The following is a 17773-nucleotide window of genomic DNA, read 5'->3' as shown; positions in this document are numbered from 1 at the left end:
GCTGCCGGACGGAGGTGATCAGGTGTGGCGCCGGATGTGATCGTGGTCGGCCTGGGCAGCATGGGCGCGGCCGCCGCGTACCAGTTGGCCAAGCGCGGCGCGCGCGTCGTCGGCCTGGACCGGTACCGGCCGCCCCACCGGTACGGCTCGCACGGCGGCGGGTCACGGATCATCCGCATGGCCTACGCGGAGGGCGCCGGGTACGTGCCGCTGCTGCACCGCGCCCACAAGCTCTGGCGCGAAGCGGAGCGGGCGGCGGGGGCGAAAGTGCTGACCCGGACCGGCGGCCTGATCCTCGGGCGACCCGAATCGCCGACGGTGGCCGGGGCGATCGAGTCCGCGGCCCGGCACGGCCTGGCGCACGAGGTGCTCGACGCGGACGAGGTGCGGCGGCGGTTCCCCATGTTCACCCCGGGGGACGGCGATGTCGCCCTCTACGAGGAGGCGGCGGGCGCGATCCGCCCCGAGGTCGCCATCGGCATGTTCCTCGACCTGGCTGCCGGCGCCGGCGCCGACCTGCGCTACGACGCCCCCATCACCGGCTGGCGGGCCGGCAACGACGGGGTCGCGGTCACCACGACGGACGGGGAGATCACCGCGGAGCGGCTCGTGCTCTGCCCCGGCGCCTGGGCCGGTGACATGCTGGCCGACCTCGGCGTACCGCTGAAGGTTCAGCGGCGGATCCAGCACTACTGGGAGTCCGGGGCGGACGAGATGCGGGTCGGTCGGTTCCCGGTGTGGATCTGGGAGTCGGCGCGGGGCGTGGTGGCCTACGGCATGCCGCGGCTGTCCTCCCCGCCGGGCTGGGAGGACCTTGCCCCCGAACTGGTCAAGGTCGCCTTCCACACCGGCGACGAACCGGACGAACCCGGCGAGATCCTCATGCCCACGCTGCCGGAGGAGGTCCGGGCGATCCAGGAGTGGCTGGAGCCACGGCTGCCCCGCCTGCTGCACGCCACGTGGATGTTCGGCCAGCCGTGCCGCTACACCACGACCCCGGACGGGCACTTCGTGCTCGGCCGGCATCCGGACCACGAGCGGGTGGCGGTGGCCGCCGGCTTCTCCGGGCACGGGTTCAAGTTCGTCCCGGTGGTCGGCGAGATCCTCGCGGACCTCACCCTCGCCGGCGGCACCGCGAACGACATCCGGCTGTTCCGGCCGGATCGCTTCCGGACGGTGGCGTGATGCGCCCGGACGCGGTGGGCCTGGTGGCCGGGTACGTGCTGGACGCCCTGGTCGGCGACCCGCGCCGGTACCACCCGGTGGCCGGCTACGGGCGGCTCGCGGCGGCCCTGGAGCGGCGCCTCTACGCACCCACCCGCGCGGCGGGTGCGGCCTACACGGCGGTGGCGGTCGGAGTTCCGGTCGCCGCCGCCCTCGCGGCCACCGTCGCCACCCGGCGCCGGCCGGTCGCGCGGGCGGCACTGATGGCCGGGGTGACCTGGGCGGCACTGGGCGGGCGGAGCCTGCGCCGGGAGGCGAAGGTGATGGGTGCCGCGCTCGGCGCCGGTGACCTGGCCGTCGCCCGCGCCCGCCTCAACCACCTCTGCGGGCGGGATCCGTCCGGGCTCGACGCCGCGCAGCTGTCCCGGGCCACGGTCGAGTCGGTCGCCGAGAACACCTCGGACGCGGAGGTGGCGCCGCTGCTGTGGGGCGCCCTGCTCGGCCCGGCCGGCGTGGTCGGGTACCGGGCGGCGAACACGCTGGACGCGATGGTGGGCCACCGGTCGCCTCGGTACGCCCGCTTCGGCACCGCCGCGGCGCGCCTGGACGACGTGGCGAGCCTGCTGCCGGCCCGGGTGACCGGGCTGCTCACCGTGGCGGCCGCACCGCTGGCCGGGGGGCGCGCCGGGGTCGCCTGGCGGGTCTTCCGGCGAGACCGCGGCGCCCACCCGAGCCCGAACGCGGGGCAGTGCGAGTCCGCGATGGCGGGCGCGCTCGGGGTGCGCCTGGGTGGCAGGAACGTCTATGTCGGACGGACGGAGGTCCGCCCGGAGATGGGGGACGGTCAACCGCCAGGCCCCGCTGACGTCGGCCGCGCCGCCCGCCTCTCCGCCGCCGTCGGTGTGGCCGCCCTGGGCCTCGCCGCCCTGCTCGCCGCCCGCCGGCAAGCCGGGCCGCCGCCGGTTCGAGGCGCCGGGTGCGGGAGGTCGCGATGAGCGGAGGACTCCTGGTGGCCGGCACCACCTCCGACGCGGGCAAGAGCGTGCTGACGGCCGGCATCTGCCGCTGGCTGTACCGGCACGGGGTGCGGGTCGCGCCGTTCAAGGCCCAGAACATGTCCAACAACTCGGCGGTCGCGGTCGACGAGGCCGGTCGGGGTGGCGAGATCGGTCGGGCGCAGGCCCTCCAGGCGGCGGCGTGCGGGCTGCCGCCGCAGGTGCGGTTCAACCCGGTTCTGCTCAAGCCGGGCGGCGACCTATCCAGCCAGGTGGTACTGCTCGGCGAGGCGGTGGACACGGTCAGCGCGGGCAGCTTCCGCAGCCTGCGTCCGCGCCTGTCGGAGACCGTGTTCGAGACCCTCGCCGCCCTGCGCGCCGAGTTCGACGCCGTCATCTGCGAGGGCGCCGGCAGCCCGGCGGAGATCAACCTGCGGGACGGCGACTTCGTCAACATGGGGCTGGCCCGGCGTGCCCAGCTTCCGGCGATCGTCGTCGGTGACATCGACCGCGGCGGGGTGTTCGCCGCGCTGTTCGGCACCCTCGCCCTGCTCGACGAGGCGGACCAGGCCCTGGTCGCCGGGTTCGTCATCAACAAGTTCCGGGGCGACCTGGCCCTGCTCAAGCCGGGCCTGGACATGCTGCGGGAGCTGACCGGCCGCCCCACCTACGGCGTGCTCCCCTGGGCGCTGGACCTCTGGCTGGACGCCGAGGACTCGCTCGCCTACGGCACGGTCCTCGGCCGGCCCGGGCCGCCGCTCGGCGACGAATGGCTGCGGGTGGCCGTGATCCGGCTGCCCCGCATCTCCAACGCCACCGACGCGGAGGCGCTGGCCGCCGAGCCGGGCGTCCGGGTGCGCCTGACGATCGAGCCCGCCGAACTGGCCGACGCCGACCTGATCGTGTTGCCGGGCTCGAAGTCGACCGTCGACGACCTCGCCTGGCTGCGCGCGACCGGGCTCGCCGACGCGGTGCGGGCGCACGCCGCCGCCGGCCGCCCCGTCCTGGGGATCTGCGGCGGGTTCCAGATGCTCGGCCGGGCGATCCACGACGAGGTGGAGAGCCGGCGGGGCACGGTGGCCGGTCTGGGGCTACTGCCGATCGAGGTGGCCTTCCGGGCACGCAAGACCGTCCGGCGGGCCGCCGGCAGCGCCTACGGTGCGGTGCCGGTGGCGGGATACGAGATCCACCACGGGTACGTGTCGAGCGCGGATCCGGGGCTGGCCCCGCTGCTCGCGTACGAGGACGGGCGCCCCGAGGGTGCCGCGGCCGCTCCCGTCTTCGGCACGCACTGGCACGGCGCCTTCGAGTCGGACGGGTTCCGCCGCCGCTTCCTCGCCGAGGTCGCCCGGATCGCCGGGCGGCACGGCTTCCGGGTCGCGGCGGACACCAGCTTCGCCGGCGCCCGGGAGCGCGCCCTCGACCTGCTCGGCGACCTGGTGGAGCAGCACCTCGACACCGCGGCCCTGCTCCGGCTCATCGAGTCCGGACCGCCGCCCAGCCTGCCGTTCGTCCCGCCGGGCGTGCCACCGCTGGGCGTGACACCGCAGGGCGGGAGACCGTCCGGCGTGAAGCCCCCGGGCGTGAGGCCGCCGGCGTGAGGGCTCCGAAGGGTGAAGGCCCTGGGCATGAGGCCCCTGGGCGTGAGGGCGCCGGGCATGAGGGCCCCGGGAACGGGGGAGGTGCAGTCACCATGGGGGACTACGACGACCTGGCCCGCGAGATCCTGTCCCGCCCACCCCGGCTCGGCGGCGTGCGCCTGGTAGCGGTGGACGGCGCGAGTGGCGCGGGAAAGACCATCCTCGCCCGCCGGCTGGCCCTCGCGCTCGGCCGGCAGGGCGTCGAGGCGGTGGTCGTGCACACGGACGACCTGCTGGACGGCTGGGACGACCAAACCAACTACTGGCCCCGGTTGGAGAGCCAGGTGCTCGCCCCGCTGCGCGCCGGGCAGCCCGGCGGGTACCGGCGGTACGACTGGACGGCCAAGCGCTTCGGGGACGAATGGGTTCCCGTTCCCGCCGACCCGGTCGTGATCCTGGACGGGTTCTCGACCGCGCGCGCCGAGATCCGGCCCGAGCTCACGATGGCGATCTTCGTATCGGTCCCGCCGACCGAGGGCCTGCAACGGGCCGTCGCGCGGGACGGGCTGGCGCTGCGCCCGTATCTTGAGCGATGGCAGCGGGTCGCCGAGCGGTACTTCGCCCGGGACCGCACCAAGGAACTGGCGGATCTCGTGGTCGACGGCGGGGCGCGGCCGGCAGGCGTAGACGTGGCGGTCGGGTTAGGGGAGCATCGGCAGTCGACGGCGTGACGACGAGGTGAGGACGGCGGGCGGCACCGGCCGCGGGGGAGGGGTCGACGTGATGAGTGCGGACGAAAGTGGCGAGCGGGCACCGGCACGCAAGCGCGTGACGCTGACCGGCATCAGCTCCCGGGCGTGGGAACACCCGGCCGACCGGGGCGCGCTCACCGCCCTGCGCGAACTGCGCGGCTTCGACGACGTCGTCAAGGCGTTCTTCGGCATGTGGAACGAACGTGGCTTCCGGCTCATGTACCTGGCGGGCAGCGTGCGCGCCGACCACCGCCAGTACCCGCGGGTCTACCGGATCTACACGGAGGCGGCCAGCACCCTCGACGTCGCCGAACTGCCGGAGCTGTACGTCACCCAGTCCCCGTGGATCAACGCCAAGGGGATCGGCCTGGACCGGCCGTTCATCGTGCTGGACTCCGCCGCCGTCACCGCCCTCGACGACGACGAACTGCGCTGCCTGCTCGGCCACGAGATCGGGCACGTGGTCAGCGGGCACGCCGTCTACAAGACGATCCTGATGGTCCTGACCCAGTGGGCACAGAACCTCAGCTGGCTGCCGGTCGGCGCCATCGCCCTCCGGGCCATCATCGCGGCGATGCTGGAGTGGTGGCGCAAGGCGGAGCTGTCCGCCGACCGCGCCGGCCTGCTCGCCGGCCAGGATCCGGCGGCCGCGCTCCGGCTGCTGATGAAGCTCGCCGGCGGCGGCGACCTCAGCCAGATCGACACGACGGCGTTCCTCGAACAGGCCGCCGAGTACGAGCGCGGCGGCGACCTGCGGGACAGCCTCCACAAACTCCGCATCACCGCCTGGGCCAGCCACCCGGTGCCGGTCGCTCGCGCGGCCTACCTGCGGCAATGGGTGGACTCGGGCGGCTACGGCAGCGTCCTCGCCGGCGAGTACCCGCGGCGGGACGGGGACGCCGCCGCCTCGGTGACCGAGGAGATCAAGGCGGCGGCCGACTCGTACCGGGAGAGCTTCCAGCGATCCCAGGACCCGCTGGTCGGGCTGCTGCGCCGGCTCGGCGACGGCGCCACGGACGTCGGCGAATGGGTGGGCGGTGGCGTAGGGCGCGCCCGCGCGTGGATGGCCACCGCCAGCGACGCCGCCGCGCGCGCCGCCGGCCAGCCCGGCGAGGCAGCCCCCACGGAGGGAGCCGGGCAGACCAACGGGAATGGTGCCAGCAGTGGCGAGCACCCGGACGATCCCGGAGACCGGCCGAGCTGACGGCCGCAGCCCCAGGGCGACCGCCGGAACGGTGCCAGCAGCGCAGAGGCCCGCGAGCCCGAACAGCGGTCCCGGCCGGAACTGACCTGGTCGGCAGTCGGGCCCGCCACGCGTGATGATCCGCTGGACATACGATGCCCGCATGACGGCACCCACCCTCACCGAGTCCGAGCTCCGCGCGGCCATCGCCCGTGAGATGCCCGGCGTCCGCGCCGACCTGGAACGACTGGTCCGCATCCCGGGCATCGCGTTCGACGGCTTCGACCACTCGCACCTGGAGCGGTCCGCCGCCGCCGTGGCCGAATTGCTGCGCGGCTGCGGGCTCGAAGCCAAGATCGTGCGGGCGGGTGGCCAACCCGCGGTGATCGGGACGAAGGCAGCGCCCCCCGGTGCGCCGACCGTGCTGCTGTACGCGCACCACGACGTGCAGCCGACCGGCGACCCGGCGCTGTGGGACAGCGACCCGTTCGAGCCGGTCGAGCGGGACGGGCGGCTCTACGGACGCGGCGCCGCCGACGACAAGGCGGGCGTGCTGGCGCACGTCGCCGCGCTGCGCGCCTGGGGCGACGCGCTGCCCGTCGGCGTGGTGGTGTTCGTCGAGGGCGAGGAGGAATACGGCTCCGACTCGCTGGAGGGCCTGCTGCGCACCCACCGCGACGAGCTGGCCGCGGACGTGATCGTCATCGCCGACTCCGGCAACTGGGACATCGGCGTGCCCGCGCTCACCACCTCGCTGCGCGGCGTCATCAACTGCTTCGTCGAGGTGGAGGTGCTGCGGAACGCCGTCCACTCCGGCATGTTCGGCGGCGCGGTACCCGACGCGCTGATCGCGCTGTCGCGCCTGCTGGCGAGCCTGCACGACGACGCCGGCGACGTCGCGGTGGCCGGGCTCGTGTCCCGGCCGGCCGCCGAACTGGACCTGCCCGAGGACCGGCTGCGCGCGGAAGCGGGCATGCTCGACGGCGTCCGGTTCATCGGCACCGGTCGCCTCGTGGACCGGCTGTGGACCAGGCCCGCGCTGTCCGTCCTCGGCGTCGACGCGCCGTCCACCGTGGGCGCCCCGAACGCGCTGATCCCGCGCGCCAAGGCCAAGTTGAGCCTCCGGCTCGCCCCCGGCGACGACCCGAAGAAGGCGTACGAGACGCTGCGCGCCCACCTGGACGAGCACGCGCCCTGGGGCGTCAAGGTGCACCACTCGTTCGAGCACGACGGTAACCCGTGCGTGATCGACGCGTCCGGCCCGCTCTTCGACGCCGCGCGCACCGCGTTCCGCGACGCCTGGGACGGCGTCGACCCGGTACACATCGGCGTCGGCGGCTCCATCCCGTTCATCGCGACCTTCCAGGAGATGTTCCCGTCCGCCACGATCCTGGTCACCGGCGTGGAGGACCCGCACGCGCAGGCGCACGGCCCGAACGAGAGCCTCAACCTGGCCGAGTTCGCCCGGGCCTGCCTCGCCGAGGCCCTGATGTTCGGCCGGGTCGCCGGGGCTTACGGGGACTAGCCGTAACCCGTCCGCGTGTCGCCCGCCGCGTCGCTTGAGAAGTGTCGGAGGGCGCCGGTAATCTATCGAACATGAGTTCGAATGACGCGATCGGGCGGCTCACGCAGGCCGCCAGCGCTCTGGGGGACGTGGACGTCTCCGGGTGGTCGGATGACACCCTTCGTGCTCGGCTGGACGAGCTGTCCACCGTGCTGTGCCGGGTCGACGCGCAGCTCAGCCGGCTGGCGGACGAGGTGCGCGCCCGCGGGTTCGCGGTCACCGAGCCGGTCGTCGAGCCGCTTCCCAAGCGGGTGCGGGCCACCCTCGCCGCAGTGGCCTGACCCGCTCGCCCGCCCCGCCCGGTTGCGCCCGGGCGGGGCGGGCGAGCGTGGGGGATTGTCGGTCCGGACTGGGAGTATGGCGGGGTGCTGTTCGCGGAGGTCGCGGCCACGTCGGCCGCCGTCGCCGCCCGGTCCGGGCGGCTGGCGAAGGTGGAGCTGTTGGCCCGCGCGTTGCGGGGATTGGCGCCGGAGGAGATCGCGCCCGGGGCCGGGTACCTGGCCGGCGAGCTGCGCCAGCGGCAGACCGGCGTCGGCTGGGCCAGCCTGCGGGAGACCCCGCCGCCCGCGGAGCAGCCCAGCCTCACCGTCGCGGCCGTGGACCACGCCATCGGCGAGATCTCCGTGGTGGCGGGCGTCGGGTCGCAGGCGCGGCGGCGGGAGTTGCTGAACCGGCTGTACGCGGCGGCCACCGCCGACGAGCAGCGGCTGCTCACCGGGTTGTTCAGCGGGGAACTGCGGCAGGGGGCACAGGCCGGCCTGCTGGCCGACGCGATCGCCAGGGCGGCCGAGGTGCCGGCGGCATCGGTGCGGCGCGCGCTGCTGCTCGCCGGGGACCTGAAGGAGGTGGCGGTGGCGGCGCTGACCGGGGGCGCGGCGGCGCTCGGCGAGTTCACGTTGCGGGTGGGTCGGCCGCTGGCGCCGATGCTCGCCGCCAGCGCCGCCAGCCTCGACGAGGCGCTGTCGGTCACCGGGGCACCCGCGATGGTCGACGCCAAGCTGGACGGCATCCGCATCCAGGTGCACCGATCCGGGGAGGAGGTGGCGGTGTTCACCCGCAGCCTGGACGACATCACGCTGCGCCTGCCCGAGGTGGTGGCGGCGGTCCGCGCGCTACCGGCCCGGGAACTGGTGCTGGACGGCGAGGCGATGATGCTGGACAAGGCCGGGCGACCGCGCCCGTTCCAGGAGACATCCAGCCGGGCCGCCACGCGCGGGGCGCGGCGAGCCATGAAGAACGCGCCGCGGCCCGAGGCGCCCACCGGCACGGGCCTCACCCCGTACTTCTTTGACGTGTTGCACCTCGACGGCGCCAACCTGCTCGACCGACCCGGCGCCGAACGGTGGTCCGCGCTCGCCGACGCGTTACCCGGCGAGCTGATCGTCCCGCGTACCGAGGTGAAGGGCGTGGAGGAGGCGGCGGCCGCGTTCGCGGCGGCGGTGGACGGCGGCCAGGAAGGGGTGGTCGTCAAGGCGCCGCACGCGCCGTACGACGTGGGCCGGCGCGGCGGGGCGTGGATCAAAGTTAAGCCCCGACACACGCTCGACCTGGTGGTGCTCGCCGTGGAGTGGGGGCACGGCCGGCGGCGGGGCTGGCTGTCGAACCTGCACCTCGGCGCCCGCGACCCGCACACCGGCGGCTTCGTCATGCTCGGCAAGACGTTCAAGGGGCTCACCGACGAACTGCTGCGCTGGCAGACCGAGCGGTTCCTGGGGTTGGCCGTCGAGCGGAACGAGTGGCTGGTCAAGGTCCGGCCGGAGCAGGTCGTCGAGGTCGCCTTCGACGGCGTGCAGAGCAGCCCCCGCTACCCCGGCGGCGTGGCGCTGCGGTTCGCCCGGGTCATCCGCTACCGGCACGACAAGAGCGCCGCCGAGGCGGACACGATCGACATGGTGCACGCGATCCACCGCGGCCGGCCCTCCGAGGCGGCCGAGGGCGGCTCACCCGGCGGGCCGGAGAGCAGACCACACGGTGGCTCACAGGGCGGCGAGTGACCGCACATAGTTCACCTGCTGGTGGACCTGCTGCACTCCGGCCGGCGCGGCGACAGGGATCCGCGCCACGTACTGGCGCTGGCCGTTGGTGAGCACCACCTGCACGGTTCCGCGGTAGGTGCTCTGCCTCACGAGCAGGAACAGGAGGCTGAACGGGCCAACCACGCAGAAACCGAGGATCGCCACGACAACCGCCCAGGTCGCCGTCTTCTGCTCGGTCATCCATTGGTCGCTGACCTGCCACGTCGAGCCGGCCAGGGGAATCGGGCCGGCCGGCGTGTACACCGTGGACGAGGTGACCGCGAGTTCGCCGATCCGGGCAATCACCGGGCCGTCACCCGCCGGAGGCGCGGACGCGGCGCCGCCAGGCGCGCCCGCGGCCCCGGGCACGCTTCGGGGTCCAGGCACGCTTGGAGCCCCGGGCACGCCCGCGGCGCTGGGCGCGCCCGCGGCCCCGGGCCCGCCCAAAGTGCTCGGAAGCACGGCCGGGGCCGGCACCACCGGGGCGGGCGGGATCGGGGGCGCGTCCCACAGGGGGCCACCGGGCAGAGCTCCGGGGTCGGGCGCCAGAGCGCTTCTCGGCTCGGGTGGGGCGGCGGGCCAGTCGCCGAACGGCGACGAGGGCCCGGCAGCGGTCGGCGCCGCCTCCGATGTCGCGTCGCGGGGCTCGGGGGCCGGGGTGCCGCTGGCGTCCGCGTCCGTCATGCGGGCACCCTAACCCGATCGGGTGCCACCGTCCTCGCGGGCGCACCGGGGCGTCAAACCTCAATGCTGCTTGGGTAGTGCTGCCGCCTTCGCGGCACGCACGCCAGGGCTGGTGCCGTAGCCGCCCGCCCAGGCAACCCTCGGGCGCGGGGCGGCAACCCGCGCGGGCGGGGCGGACCTCGGGTGCGAGTGGGCCTACACGGGTGGCGCTGCCTCCGAGTGCGCGCGGGCATCCGCGGGTGCGGGGGAGAGGCGGTCACGGGGCGGTGCCAGGCGGTCCGGTGGGCCGCCGTGCGCCTTCTGCCGGGCCACGTACCAGAAGCCCACCGGCACCAGCAGCGCGAACAGCCACCACTGGAATACGTACGCGGCGTTCTGCCAGTCGTTCTCGTGGCCGATCGGAATCGCGGTGAAACCCTTTTCCACCGGCTCGGCCAGCAGGTACGCCGAGTAGAGCGGGTAGGGCAGCTTCTCGGCGAGTTGAGGGACACCGATCCGGCGCACCTCGATGCGGCCGTCGCGGACGTCCACGCGCCCCGGGCGGCTCTCCGACGGGTGCACGCGCCCGACGACGGTGACCTGCCCCGCCGGGGCGGGCGGGACCGTGGGCACGGCCATCGCGTCCCCGGTGGACGGGACGGGCACCCACCCCCGGTCCACGAGGATCGCGGAGCCGTCCCCGAGGACCAGCGGCGTCACGATCTCGAAGCCCACCTGCCCGTCGACCGTGCGGGCGCGGACCAGGATCTGGTGGCTCTCGTCGTACCGGCCGGTGGCGCTGACCTTCTGCCAGGCGGCGCTCGGCGACGGTGGCGGCGCGACGGTGCCGGGGTCGCGGCCCGGCGGCGGCAGGGGGCCGGGCAGCGGGGCCGGCGCACCGGCGCTGGCCGCGTCGATCCGCTCGTTGATCGCGTGGCGGGCCTGGTACCGGTCCAGTTGCCAGAGGCCGAGCAGCACCATCACGCCCACCGCGACGAGCGACAGCAGCGCGCCGCCGAGCCAGCGGGCGGACAGCAGAAACCGGTACACGCTCGAAGGCTACCCGCGGCGGGTCCCCGGACCGCCGGCCACCCGGTCGGCCGATCCCCCGAACGGGGGCGGCACGGTGCCCGGCGGGTGTCGTAAGGTCCGGGTAATGTCGCGGCGGCGAGCAGAACTGGAGTCCGCCCGAGGAGCAGCCGATGACCGCCGTCCCACGCATCGTGGTGAGCGCGCCGTCGGCCGGGCACGGCAAGAGCGCGGTCGCCATCGGCCTGCTCGCCGCGTTCACCGCGCGCGGGCTCGCCGCGGCCGGCTGCAAGGTGGGTCCCGACCACACCGACGCCGCCTACCTGGGCCTGGCGGCGCAGCGTCGGGCGCGCAATCTCGACCCCCGGCTGCTGGGGCAGCGCCGCATCGCGCCGCTGTTCGCGCACGCCGCCGCCGGCGCGGACGTCGCGGTGGTCGAGGGCACCATGGGCCTGTACGACGCGCTGGCCGAGGAGTCGGATGCGGACTCCACCGCCGGCGTGGCCACGGCGCTGCGGGCACCCGTGGTGCTGGTCATCGACGTGGCGGCCATGGGGCAGTCGGTGGCCGCGATGGTGCACGGCTTCCGCGCCTTCGACGAGCTTGTCTGGCTCGGCGGCGTGGTGCTCAACCGGGTGACGTCCGAGCGGCACGAGGAACTGCTGCGGGACGCGATGGACGACATCGGCGTGCCGGTGCTCGGCGTCCTGCACCGGGATCTGGTGGCCGAGGCGGCGCAGGCCGGGCTGCCCGGCCGACACCTCGGCGTGGAGCCGGTGGCGCGGCGGGCGGCCGACGCGGCGCGGGCGGTGCGGCGGCTCGGGGAGATCATCGAGGGGTCGGTGGACGTCGAGCGGGTGCTGGGGCTGGCGCGATCGGCGCCGCGGCTGGCGGTCGAGGCGTGGAGCCCGCACGGCGCCCGCGCCGAGGAGGAGACCCTCGACGTCGTGGCCCGGCCACCGGTGCTGGCCGTCGCGGGCGGCCCGGACCTGGAGTACGGGTATCCGGAGACCGCCGAACTGCTCGCCGCGGCGGGCGCCCGGATCATGCCGGTGGACCCGCTGCGCGACGAGGCGCTGCCGCCGGGCACCGCGGGGCTGATCATCGGGGACGCGCTGCCCGAGGCATACGCGGCCGAACTGTCGGCCAACGTGCGGCTGCGCCGGTCGGTCGCGGAGCTGGCCGGCTCCGGGGCGCCGGTGGTCGCCGAGGGCGCCGGGCTGCTGTGGCTCGCCCGCGAACTGGACGGGCTGCCCATGTGCGGGGTGCTCGACGCCACCGCGCACAACACCGACCACCTGGTCGTCGGGTACCGGGAGGCGACCGCGCACGGCCCGTCACCGGTCGCGCCGGCCGGAACGCGGCTGGTCGGGTACAAGCATCACCGGGCGGTCGTGGCGCCCCGCGCGGGCGCGCAGCCGGCGTGGACGTGGGCCGGCGGCCCGCCGGAGGGCTTCATCGAGCGCCGGGTGTACGCGTCGCAGCTCCGGTTGCACTGGGTGGCGGTGCCGGGGCTGGCGCAGCGGGTCGTCGTGGCCGCCCGGCAGGCGGCCCGGCAGGCGGCGTCGCCCGAGAGCGCCCGACACGCCGTCGAGAGCGTGCCCACCACGATCATCCCGATCGCCCGGCGCGCGACCGGCCGCGCCCCGGTCGGCGGCCACCCCACCGAGGTGGCGTGATGAGCGGCGCCGTCCCGGTCCGGCCGTTCCCGGCGCTGACCGTCGGGACGCCCCGGCTGCATGTGCGCCGGGTCGAGCCGGCCGACACCAAGCTCGTCACCGAGATCTTCGCGGACCGGCAGACCCGCCGCTGGCTGCCGGTGCCGCCCGAGCACGGCGACGTCGATGCCAGGGCGTGGTGCACCGAACTGGCCGCCGAGCGGCGGGACAGCGGAGCCGGCGACCACTACGAGATCGTCCGGCGGGAGGACGACCGGCTGATCGGCTGCGTCTGGACCAAGCGCACGGACCGGGTCGCCCGGGTCACCGAGATCGGGTGCGCGGTGGCGGCGGAGGTACGCGGGTACGGGCTGGCCGCCGAGGCGGTGGTGGTCGTGGCGATCGCGCTGCTCGGCGAGCACGGCTTCCAGCGCGTCGAACTGCGGGTGGCGCCGGGCAACACGGCGTCCCGGCGGGTCGCGGAGAAGGCCGGCTTCACCTACGAGGGGCTGCTGCGCAACGCCGGTCACGTGCTGAGCGGCCGCACCGACCTGGAGGTCTGGTCCTTCGTCACCGCCGACCTGCGCTGACCCACGACGGCGCAGGCCGCCCCGGCCCACAGGGCGCGGCCCACGGCCCACGGCGCGTGGCCCACAGCGGCGCGGGGCCACAGCGGCGCGGGGCCACAGCGGCGCGGGGCCACAGCGGCGCGGGGCCACAGCGGCGCGGGGCCACAGCGGCGCGGGGCCTGCAGCGCCGGGCTGGCGGTGCGGGGGTCAGCGGGAGACGAGACGCCCGGGGGGTGGTTTGAAGTCGTGGGCGGGGGTTCCGGCGGAGGCGCCGCGGAGGGTTTCCGCGACCGCGACGCCCGGTGCCTCCGTCGCGCCGCCGACGGTGCTGTTGGGGTTGTCGGGGTCGGCGATGAAGCCGGCGGCGGCCAGGTCCGGGGTGTAGCCGACGAACCAGGCGGAGCGGTCGTTGTCGGTGGTGCCGGTCTTGCCGGCGACGGGGCGGCCGACGGCGCGGTAGATGCCGGTTCCGGTGGACCAGCTGCCGCAGCCGCCGGCGGCGGCGCCGTAGCCGGTGACGCAGCGGGCGGCGTCGGTGGCGGCGCGGGCGACGCCGGAGGAAACGACCTGCTGGCACTGGGGTTGGCCGGCGGAGACCGGGCGGCCGTCGGGTCCGGTGATGGACACGACGGGGGTCGCCGCGCAGTAGCGGCCGTCGGCGGCCACGGCGGCGTACGCGTTCGCCATCTCCAGGGGGGTGGTGCTGGAGACGCCGAGCGTGAAGGAGCCCCAGTTCTTGGCGTGACGCGGCTCGGCGAGCCGGGAGTCGACGTCCGTGCGCCACCGCAGCCCCAGGCGTTCGGCCATCTTGACCGCGTTGTCCGCGCCGACCTTCTCCTCCAGTTGGACGAAGTAGGTGTTCACCGACTCGCCGAAGCCGCTCCACATGTTGCGGTCGCCGGTCATCTCCTTGCTGGCGTTCTTCGGGCACCAGTAGCTGCCGCAGGTGTTGTACTGGCCCCAACCTATCCGGTACTTGGATCGGTACTGCATCGGCGAGTTGTACGAGGTGGACAGCGGCATCCCGTGCTCCAGCGCCGCGAGCATCGTGAACATCTTGAAGGTGGAGCCCGCCTGGTACCCGGGGATGTCGCCGCCGCCGAGCAGCGGGTTGACGGTGTTGGCGCGCCCGGGCTCCAGCGAATAGACCCGGTTGAGGGCGGCGGCGCGGATGCGTCCGGTGCCGGGTTCGACGACGACCACGCCCATGGCGAGGTTGCTGTCGCTGGCCTGCTGGCGCTGCACGGCGGCGGTGGCGGCGGCCTGGGCCTTCGCGTCGATCGAGGTGACGACGCGGTACCCGCCCCGGCGCAGTTGCTCCTCGCGTTCGAGGGAGTTCTTCCCGAACGCGGGCTGGCGCAGCCACCAGTTGCGGAAGATGTCGCAGAAGTAGCCGTAGTCGCGCAGCCCGCCGGGGATCGAGACGCAGTCGTTGGGCGGGCTGCTCAGGCGCAGGCGGATGGGCTCGCGCTTGGCCTGGTCGGCCTGGGCGGGGCTGATGTACTTCAGTTCGGCCATCTTGTCGATGATGTAGTTGCGGCGGTCCCGCGCCGGGCCCTGGTCCTGGCTGGCGGGGTCGAAGTCGGTGGGCGCCTTGACCAGGCCGGCGAGCGTGGCCGACTCGGCGATGGTGAGGTCGCTGGGTGGCTTGGAGAAGAAGACCTGCGAGGCGGCGTAGATGCCGTACGCGCGGTGGCCGAAGTAGGCGGCGTTGAGGTAGCGGGAGAGGATCTCGGCCTTGGAGGTGTGCTTCTCCAGTTCGATGGCGAGCCGCATCTCCCGGGCCTTGCGGGGGGCGGTCTGCTGCGTCGCGGCGGTGATCTCGGCCGGGGTGCGGGCGCTGTTCTGCAGCGCCAGCCGCACGTACTGCATGGTCAGGGTCGAACCGCCCTGGGAGACGCCGCCGGATTTCTGGTTCGCCACGAACGCGCGGGCCACGCCGCGGGCGTCGACGCCGTGGTGCTGGTAGAAGCGGGCGTCCTCGGCGGCGATGATGGCGTGCTGCATGTCCTGGGCGACCGCGTCCAGCGGCACGTCGTGCCGGTTCTCCTCGTAGAACGCGGTGAGCAGGGTGCGGCCGTCGGCGGCGTACACGTAGCTGGTCTGCGCGGGCGGGGAGACGGTCAGTTCGGTGGGGATGCCGTTGAGTCCGCGGCCGGTGTCCACGATCCCGATGCCGGCCAGGGCGGCCAGCGGGAACGCCAGCGCCGCGACGAGGACGCCGGCGATCAGGCCGATCCGCACCGCCGGTCCGAGCCGCCGTATGCGTGCCATGTCCTGAAGGTAGGCTTTGCCCCAAAACGCGCGCAGCGGTTCGGCCACCCGTCGCCCGTCACTCACCCCGCGCGGGGGAGGATCAGCGGCTGGGCCTTCCCCGCCGGTGGACCGGCACACCCCGGAAGGCTGAACTCCAGCCGGGCCTGTCCCGGCCGGAGGCTGAGCCGTCCAGGCCGGCGAGCCGTCCAGGCCGGCGAACCGGCACCTCGCGGGGAGTGTTCATGGTCGACCTGAACCACCACGGCGACGTCGAGGCCGCGCCCGGCCTGGTGGACCTCGCGGTGAACGTGCGCGCCGACCCGCCGCCGCCCTGGCTGGCCGGGCCGGTCGCGGCCTCCCTCGCCGCGCTGGCCCGGTACCCCGACCCGGCGCCGGCAACCGCGGCCGTCGCGGCCCGCCACGCCCGCCCGGCCGACGAGGTGCTGCTCACCGCCGGCGCGGCCGAGGCGTTCGTGCTGCTGGCGCGGGCGCTGCCGGCCAACCGGCCGGTGGTCGTCCACCCGCAGTTCACCGAGCCGGAGGCCGCCCTGCGTCGCGCGGGGCGGGCCGTCGAGCGGGTCATCCTCCGCGCGGCCGACGGCTTCCGGCTCGACCCTGCCGCGGTACCCGGGGACGCCGACCTCGTGGTGCTGGGCAACCCCACGAACCCGACGTCCGTCCTGCACCCGGCGGCGGCGGTCGCCTCGCTCGCCCGGCCGGGCCGGGTCCTCGTGGTGGACGAGGCGTTCGCCGACACCGTGCCCGGCGAACCCGAGTCGCTCGCCGGCCGGCGGGACCTGCCCGGCCTGCTGGTCGTCCGCAGCCTCACCAAGACGTGGGGGCTGGCCGGCCTCCGGGTCGGCTACGTGCTCGGTGCGGCCGACCTGCTGGCGCGGCTGAGGGCGGTCCAACCGCTGTGGGCCGTGTCGACGCCGGCGCTGGCGGCCGCGCGGGCGTGCGCCAGCCCGGCGGCGGTCGCGGCCGAGCGGGAGATCGCCCACCGCCTGGCCGCCGACCGCGACCACCTGGTGAAGCGGCTGCGCGCGCAGGGTGTCGCCGTCGCCGGCCGGCCCGCCAGTTCGTTCGTCCTGGTCCGGCTGGCGGGTGCCGCGCGGGTCCGGGAGCGGTTGCGGGAGCGGGGGTACGCGGTGCGCCGCGGTGACACGTTCCCCGGGTTGGGCCCGGACTGGCTCCGGATTGCGGTGCGGGACACAGCGACCACGGATGATTTCGTGCAGACTCTGGCCGACGTCCGGCGCGAATCGCCGGCCCCACCGGGAGCGGAGTGAGCGTGCAGGCGACGATCGGGGCCATCCGCCCGCTGGACGACGACGCGATGGCCGCGGCCCGCGCGCACCAGGCGCGGCTCACCAAGCCGGCCGGCTCGCTCGGCGCGCTGGAGGGGCTGTCGGCCCGGCTGGCGGGGCTGGCCGGCGTGTTCCCGCCGCCGCTGCCCGAGCCGGCCGCGGTCGTGGTGTTCGCCGGCGACCACGGGGTGCACGCCCGGGGCGTGACCCCCTGGCCGGTCGAGGTGACCGCGCAGATGGTGGCGAACTTCCTGGCCGGGGGCGCGGTGGTGAACGCGTTCGCCCGGCAGGTGGGCGCGCGGGTGACGGTCGTGGACGTGGGGGTGGCGTCGCCCCTCGCCGAGGCGCCGGGGCTGGTGGACGCGAAGGTGCGCACCGGTACCCGGGACATGACCGCCGAGCCGGCGCTGACCCGGGGCGAGACGACGGCCGCGGTCCAGGCGGGCATCGATGTCGCCGGGCGGCTGCTGGAGCAGGGCGCGCGGGCGCTCGTCACCGGGGACATGGGCATCGCCAACAGCACCCCGGCGGCCGCGCTGATCTCGGCGTTCACCGGGGCGGATCCGGCGACCACCACCGGCCGGGGCACCGGCGTGGACGACGCGACGTTCGCCCGCAAGGCCGCCGTCGTGGGCGCCGCCCTCGACCGGCACCGCCCCGATCCGGCGGACCCGGTGGGCGTGCTGGCCGCGGTCGGCGGGCTGGAGCACGCCGCCCTGGCGGGGCTGATCCTCGCCGGCGCGGCCCATCGGGTGCCGGTGATCGTGGACGGGGTCAGCGCCCTCGCCGCCGCGCTCGCCGCCGCCGCGCTCGCCCCGCACAGCGTCGGCGCGATGGTCGCCGGTCACCGGTCGACCGAGCCGGGTGCCGGGGTGGCCCTGGCGCACCTGGGGCTGGAGCCGCTGCTGGATCTTGGCATGCGGCTCGGCGAGGGCACCGGCGCGCTGCTGGCGCTGCCGCTGGTGGCCGCCTCCGTCCGGGTCCTGCACGAGGTCGCGACGTTCGACAGCGCCGGGGTGGCCGAGAAGTGAACACCCG

At 75.3% G+C, this 17773-nt stretch carries 15 protein-coding genes; 12 read left to right on the top strand and 3 right to left on the bottom strand.

Annotation, left to right across the window (positions count from 1 at the left end):
- Window positions 1-24 precede the first annotated feature (24 nt).
- From solA to KJS59_RS14470, 8 genes are all read left to right on the top strand, one after another.
- Entirely contained in the window at window positions 25-1185 is a 1161-nt protein-coding gene (gene solA, locus KJS59_RS14505) for an N-methyl-L-tryptophan oxidase (protein WP_249714126.1), read from the top strand.
- Window positions 1185-2159 carry a cobalamin biosynthesis protein gene (locus KJS59_RS14500; protein ID WP_213453393.1) on the top strand — a complete coding sequence of 325 codons (975 nt, stop codon included), beginning with the start codon at window positions 1185-1187 and terminating at the stop codon, window positions 2157-2159. The genes solA and KJS59_RS14500 overlap by 1 nt, the downstream gene beginning before the upstream one ends.
- Entirely contained in the window at window positions 2156-3760 is a 1605-nt protein-coding gene (locus KJS59_RS14495; RefSeq protein ID WP_249714124.1) for a cobyric acid synthase, read from the top strand. The genes KJS59_RS14500 and KJS59_RS14495 overlap by 4 nt, the downstream gene beginning before the upstream one ends.
- A gap of 92 nt (window positions 3761-3852) precedes the next feature.
- Window positions 3853-4470 carry a uridine kinase family protein gene (locus KJS59_RS14490; protein WP_213453392.1) on the top strand — a complete coding sequence of 206 codons (618 nt, stop codon included), beginning with the start codon at window positions 3853-3855 and terminating at the stop codon, window positions 4468-4470.
- Window positions 4471-4522: 52 nt separating this feature from the next.
- Window positions 4523-5695 (top strand): M48 family metallopeptidase, encoded by a 1173-nt coding sequence (locus tag KJS59_RS14485; RefSeq protein WP_213453391.1) that lies wholly within the window; start codon window positions 4523-4525, stop codon window positions 5693-5695.
- Window positions 5696-5837: 142 nt separating this feature from the next.
- Window positions 5838-7199, top strand: coding sequence for a dipeptidase (locus KJS59_RS14480; RefSeq protein WP_213453390.1), 1362 nt, complete (start codon window positions 5838-5840; stop codon window positions 7197-7199).
- Window positions 7200-7270: 71 nt separating this feature from the next.
- Window positions 7271-7519, top strand: a complete 249-nt coding sequence (locus tag KJS59_RS14475) for a hypothetical protein (protein ID WP_213453389.1) — start codon at window positions 7271-7273, stop codon at window positions 7517-7519.
- A gap of 84 nt (window positions 7520-7603) precedes the next feature.
- Window positions 7604-9232, top strand: coding sequence for an ATP-dependent DNA ligase (locus KJS59_RS14470; protein ID WP_213453388.1), 1629 nt, complete (start codon window positions 7604-7606; stop codon window positions 9230-9232).
- On the opposite strand, the gene KJS59_RS14465 is transcribed toward KJS59_RS14470, so the two are convergent.
- Together KJS59_RS14465 and KJS59_RS14460 are read right to left on the bottom strand one after the other, a co-directional pair.
- Window positions 9215-9559, bottom strand: a complete 345-nt coding sequence (locus tag KJS59_RS14465; protein WP_249714122.1) for a hypothetical protein — start codon at window positions 9557-9559, stop codon at window positions 9215-9217. The genes KJS59_RS14470 and KJS59_RS14465 overlap by 18 nt on opposite strands.
- A gap of 573 nt (window positions 9560-10132) precedes the next feature.
- Entirely contained in the window at window positions 10133-10966 is an 834-nt protein-coding gene (locus KJS59_RS14460; protein ID WP_249714120.1) for an SURF1 family cytochrome oxidase biogenesis protein, read from the bottom strand.
- A 152-nt stretch (window positions 10967-11118) separates the two neighbouring features.
- Between KJS59_RS14460 and KJS59_RS14455 the strand changes: the two genes are divergently transcribed.
- A complete protein-coding gene (locus tag KJS59_RS14455; protein WP_213453387.1) occupies window positions 11119-12624 on the top strand; it encodes a cobyrinate a,c-diamide synthase in 1506 nt (501 codons plus the stop codon).
- Window positions 12624-13193 carry a GNAT family N-acetyltransferase gene (locus tag KJS59_RS14450; protein ID WP_213453386.1) on the top strand — a complete coding sequence of 190 codons (570 nt, stop codon included), beginning with the start codon at window positions 12624-12626 and terminating at the stop codon, window positions 13191-13193. The genes KJS59_RS14455 and KJS59_RS14450 overlap by 1 nt, the downstream gene beginning before the upstream one ends.
- Window positions 13194-13379: 186 nt before the next feature.
- On the opposite strand, the gene KJS59_RS14445 is transcribed toward KJS59_RS14450, so the two are convergent.
- Window positions 13380-15446 carry a transglycosylase domain-containing protein gene (locus KJS59_RS14445; RefSeq protein WP_213453385.1) on the bottom strand — a complete coding sequence of 689 codons (2067 nt, stop codon included), beginning with the start codon at window positions 15444-15446 and terminating at the stop codon, window positions 13380-13382.
- Between the two features lie 146 nt (window positions 15447-15592).
- Between KJS59_RS14445 and cobC the strand changes: the two genes are divergently transcribed.
- Both cobC and cobT read left to right on the top strand, forming a co-directional pair.
- Window positions 15593-16717, top strand: coding sequence for an Rv2231c family pyridoxal phosphate-dependent protein CobC (cobC, locus tag KJS59_RS14440; RefSeq protein ID WP_283775781.1), 1125 nt, complete (start codon window positions 15593-15595; stop codon window positions 16715-16717).
- A 2-nt stretch (window positions 16718-16719) separates the two neighbouring features.
- Window positions 16720-17766 carry a nicotinate-nucleotide--dimethylbenzimidazole phosphoribosyltransferase gene (gene cobT / locus KJS59_RS14435; RefSeq protein WP_376771177.1) on the top strand — a complete coding sequence of 349 codons (1047 nt, stop codon included), beginning with the start codon at window positions 16720-16722 and terminating at the stop codon, window positions 17764-17766.
- Window positions 17767-17773 lie beyond the last annotated feature (7 nt).

The sequence above is a fragment of the Rhizomonospora bruguierae genome (genome assembly GCF_018397995.1).
GTDB classification, from domain to species: Bacteria; Actinomycetota; Actinomycetes; order Mycobacteriales; family Micromonosporaceae; genus Rhizomonospora; species Rhizomonospora bruguierae.
Note: the sequence above shows the minus strand (reverse complement) of the source record. Positions and strands in the feature narration are given on the sequence as shown.

Bases quoted from the DNA above. Each gene is read 5' to 3' on its own strand.
- KJS59_RS14450 (WP_213453386.1), top strand. From the start codon at position 12,624: ATGAGCGGCGCCGTCCCGGTCCGGCCGTTCCCGGCGCTGACCGTCGGG.
- KJS59_RS14475 (WP_213453389.1), top strand. From the start codon at position 7,271: ATGAGTTCGAATGACGCGATCGGGCGGCTCACGCAGGCCGCCAGCGCT.
- KJS59_RS14495 (WP_249714124.1), top strand. From the start codon at position 2,156: ATGAGCGGAGGACTCCTGGTGGCCGGCACCACCTCCGACGCGGGCAAG.
- KJS59_RS14485 (WP_213453391.1), top strand. From the start codon at position 4,523: ATGAGTGCGGACGAAAGTGGCGAGCGGGCACCGGCACGCAAGCGCGTG.
- KJS59_RS14490 (WP_213453392.1), top strand. From the start codon at position 3,853: ATGGGGGACTACGACGACCTGGCCCGCGAGATCCTGTCCCGCCCACCC.
- KJS59_RS14480 (WP_213453390.1), top strand. From the start codon at position 5,838: ATGACGGCACCCACCCTCACCGAGTCCGAGCTCCGCGCGGCCATCGCC.
- KJS59_RS14445 (WP_213453385.1), bottom strand. From the start codon at position 15,446: ATGGCACGCATACGGCGGCTCGGACCGGCGGTGCGGATCGGCCTGATC.
- KJS59_RS14455 (WP_213453387.1), top strand. From the start codon at position 11,119: ATGACCGCCGTCCCACGCATCGTGGTGAGCGCGCCGTCGGCCGGGCAC.
- KJS59_RS14500 (WP_213453393.1), top strand. From the start codon at position 1,185: ATGCGCCCGGACGCGGTGGGCCTGGTGGCCGGGTACGTGCTGGACGCC.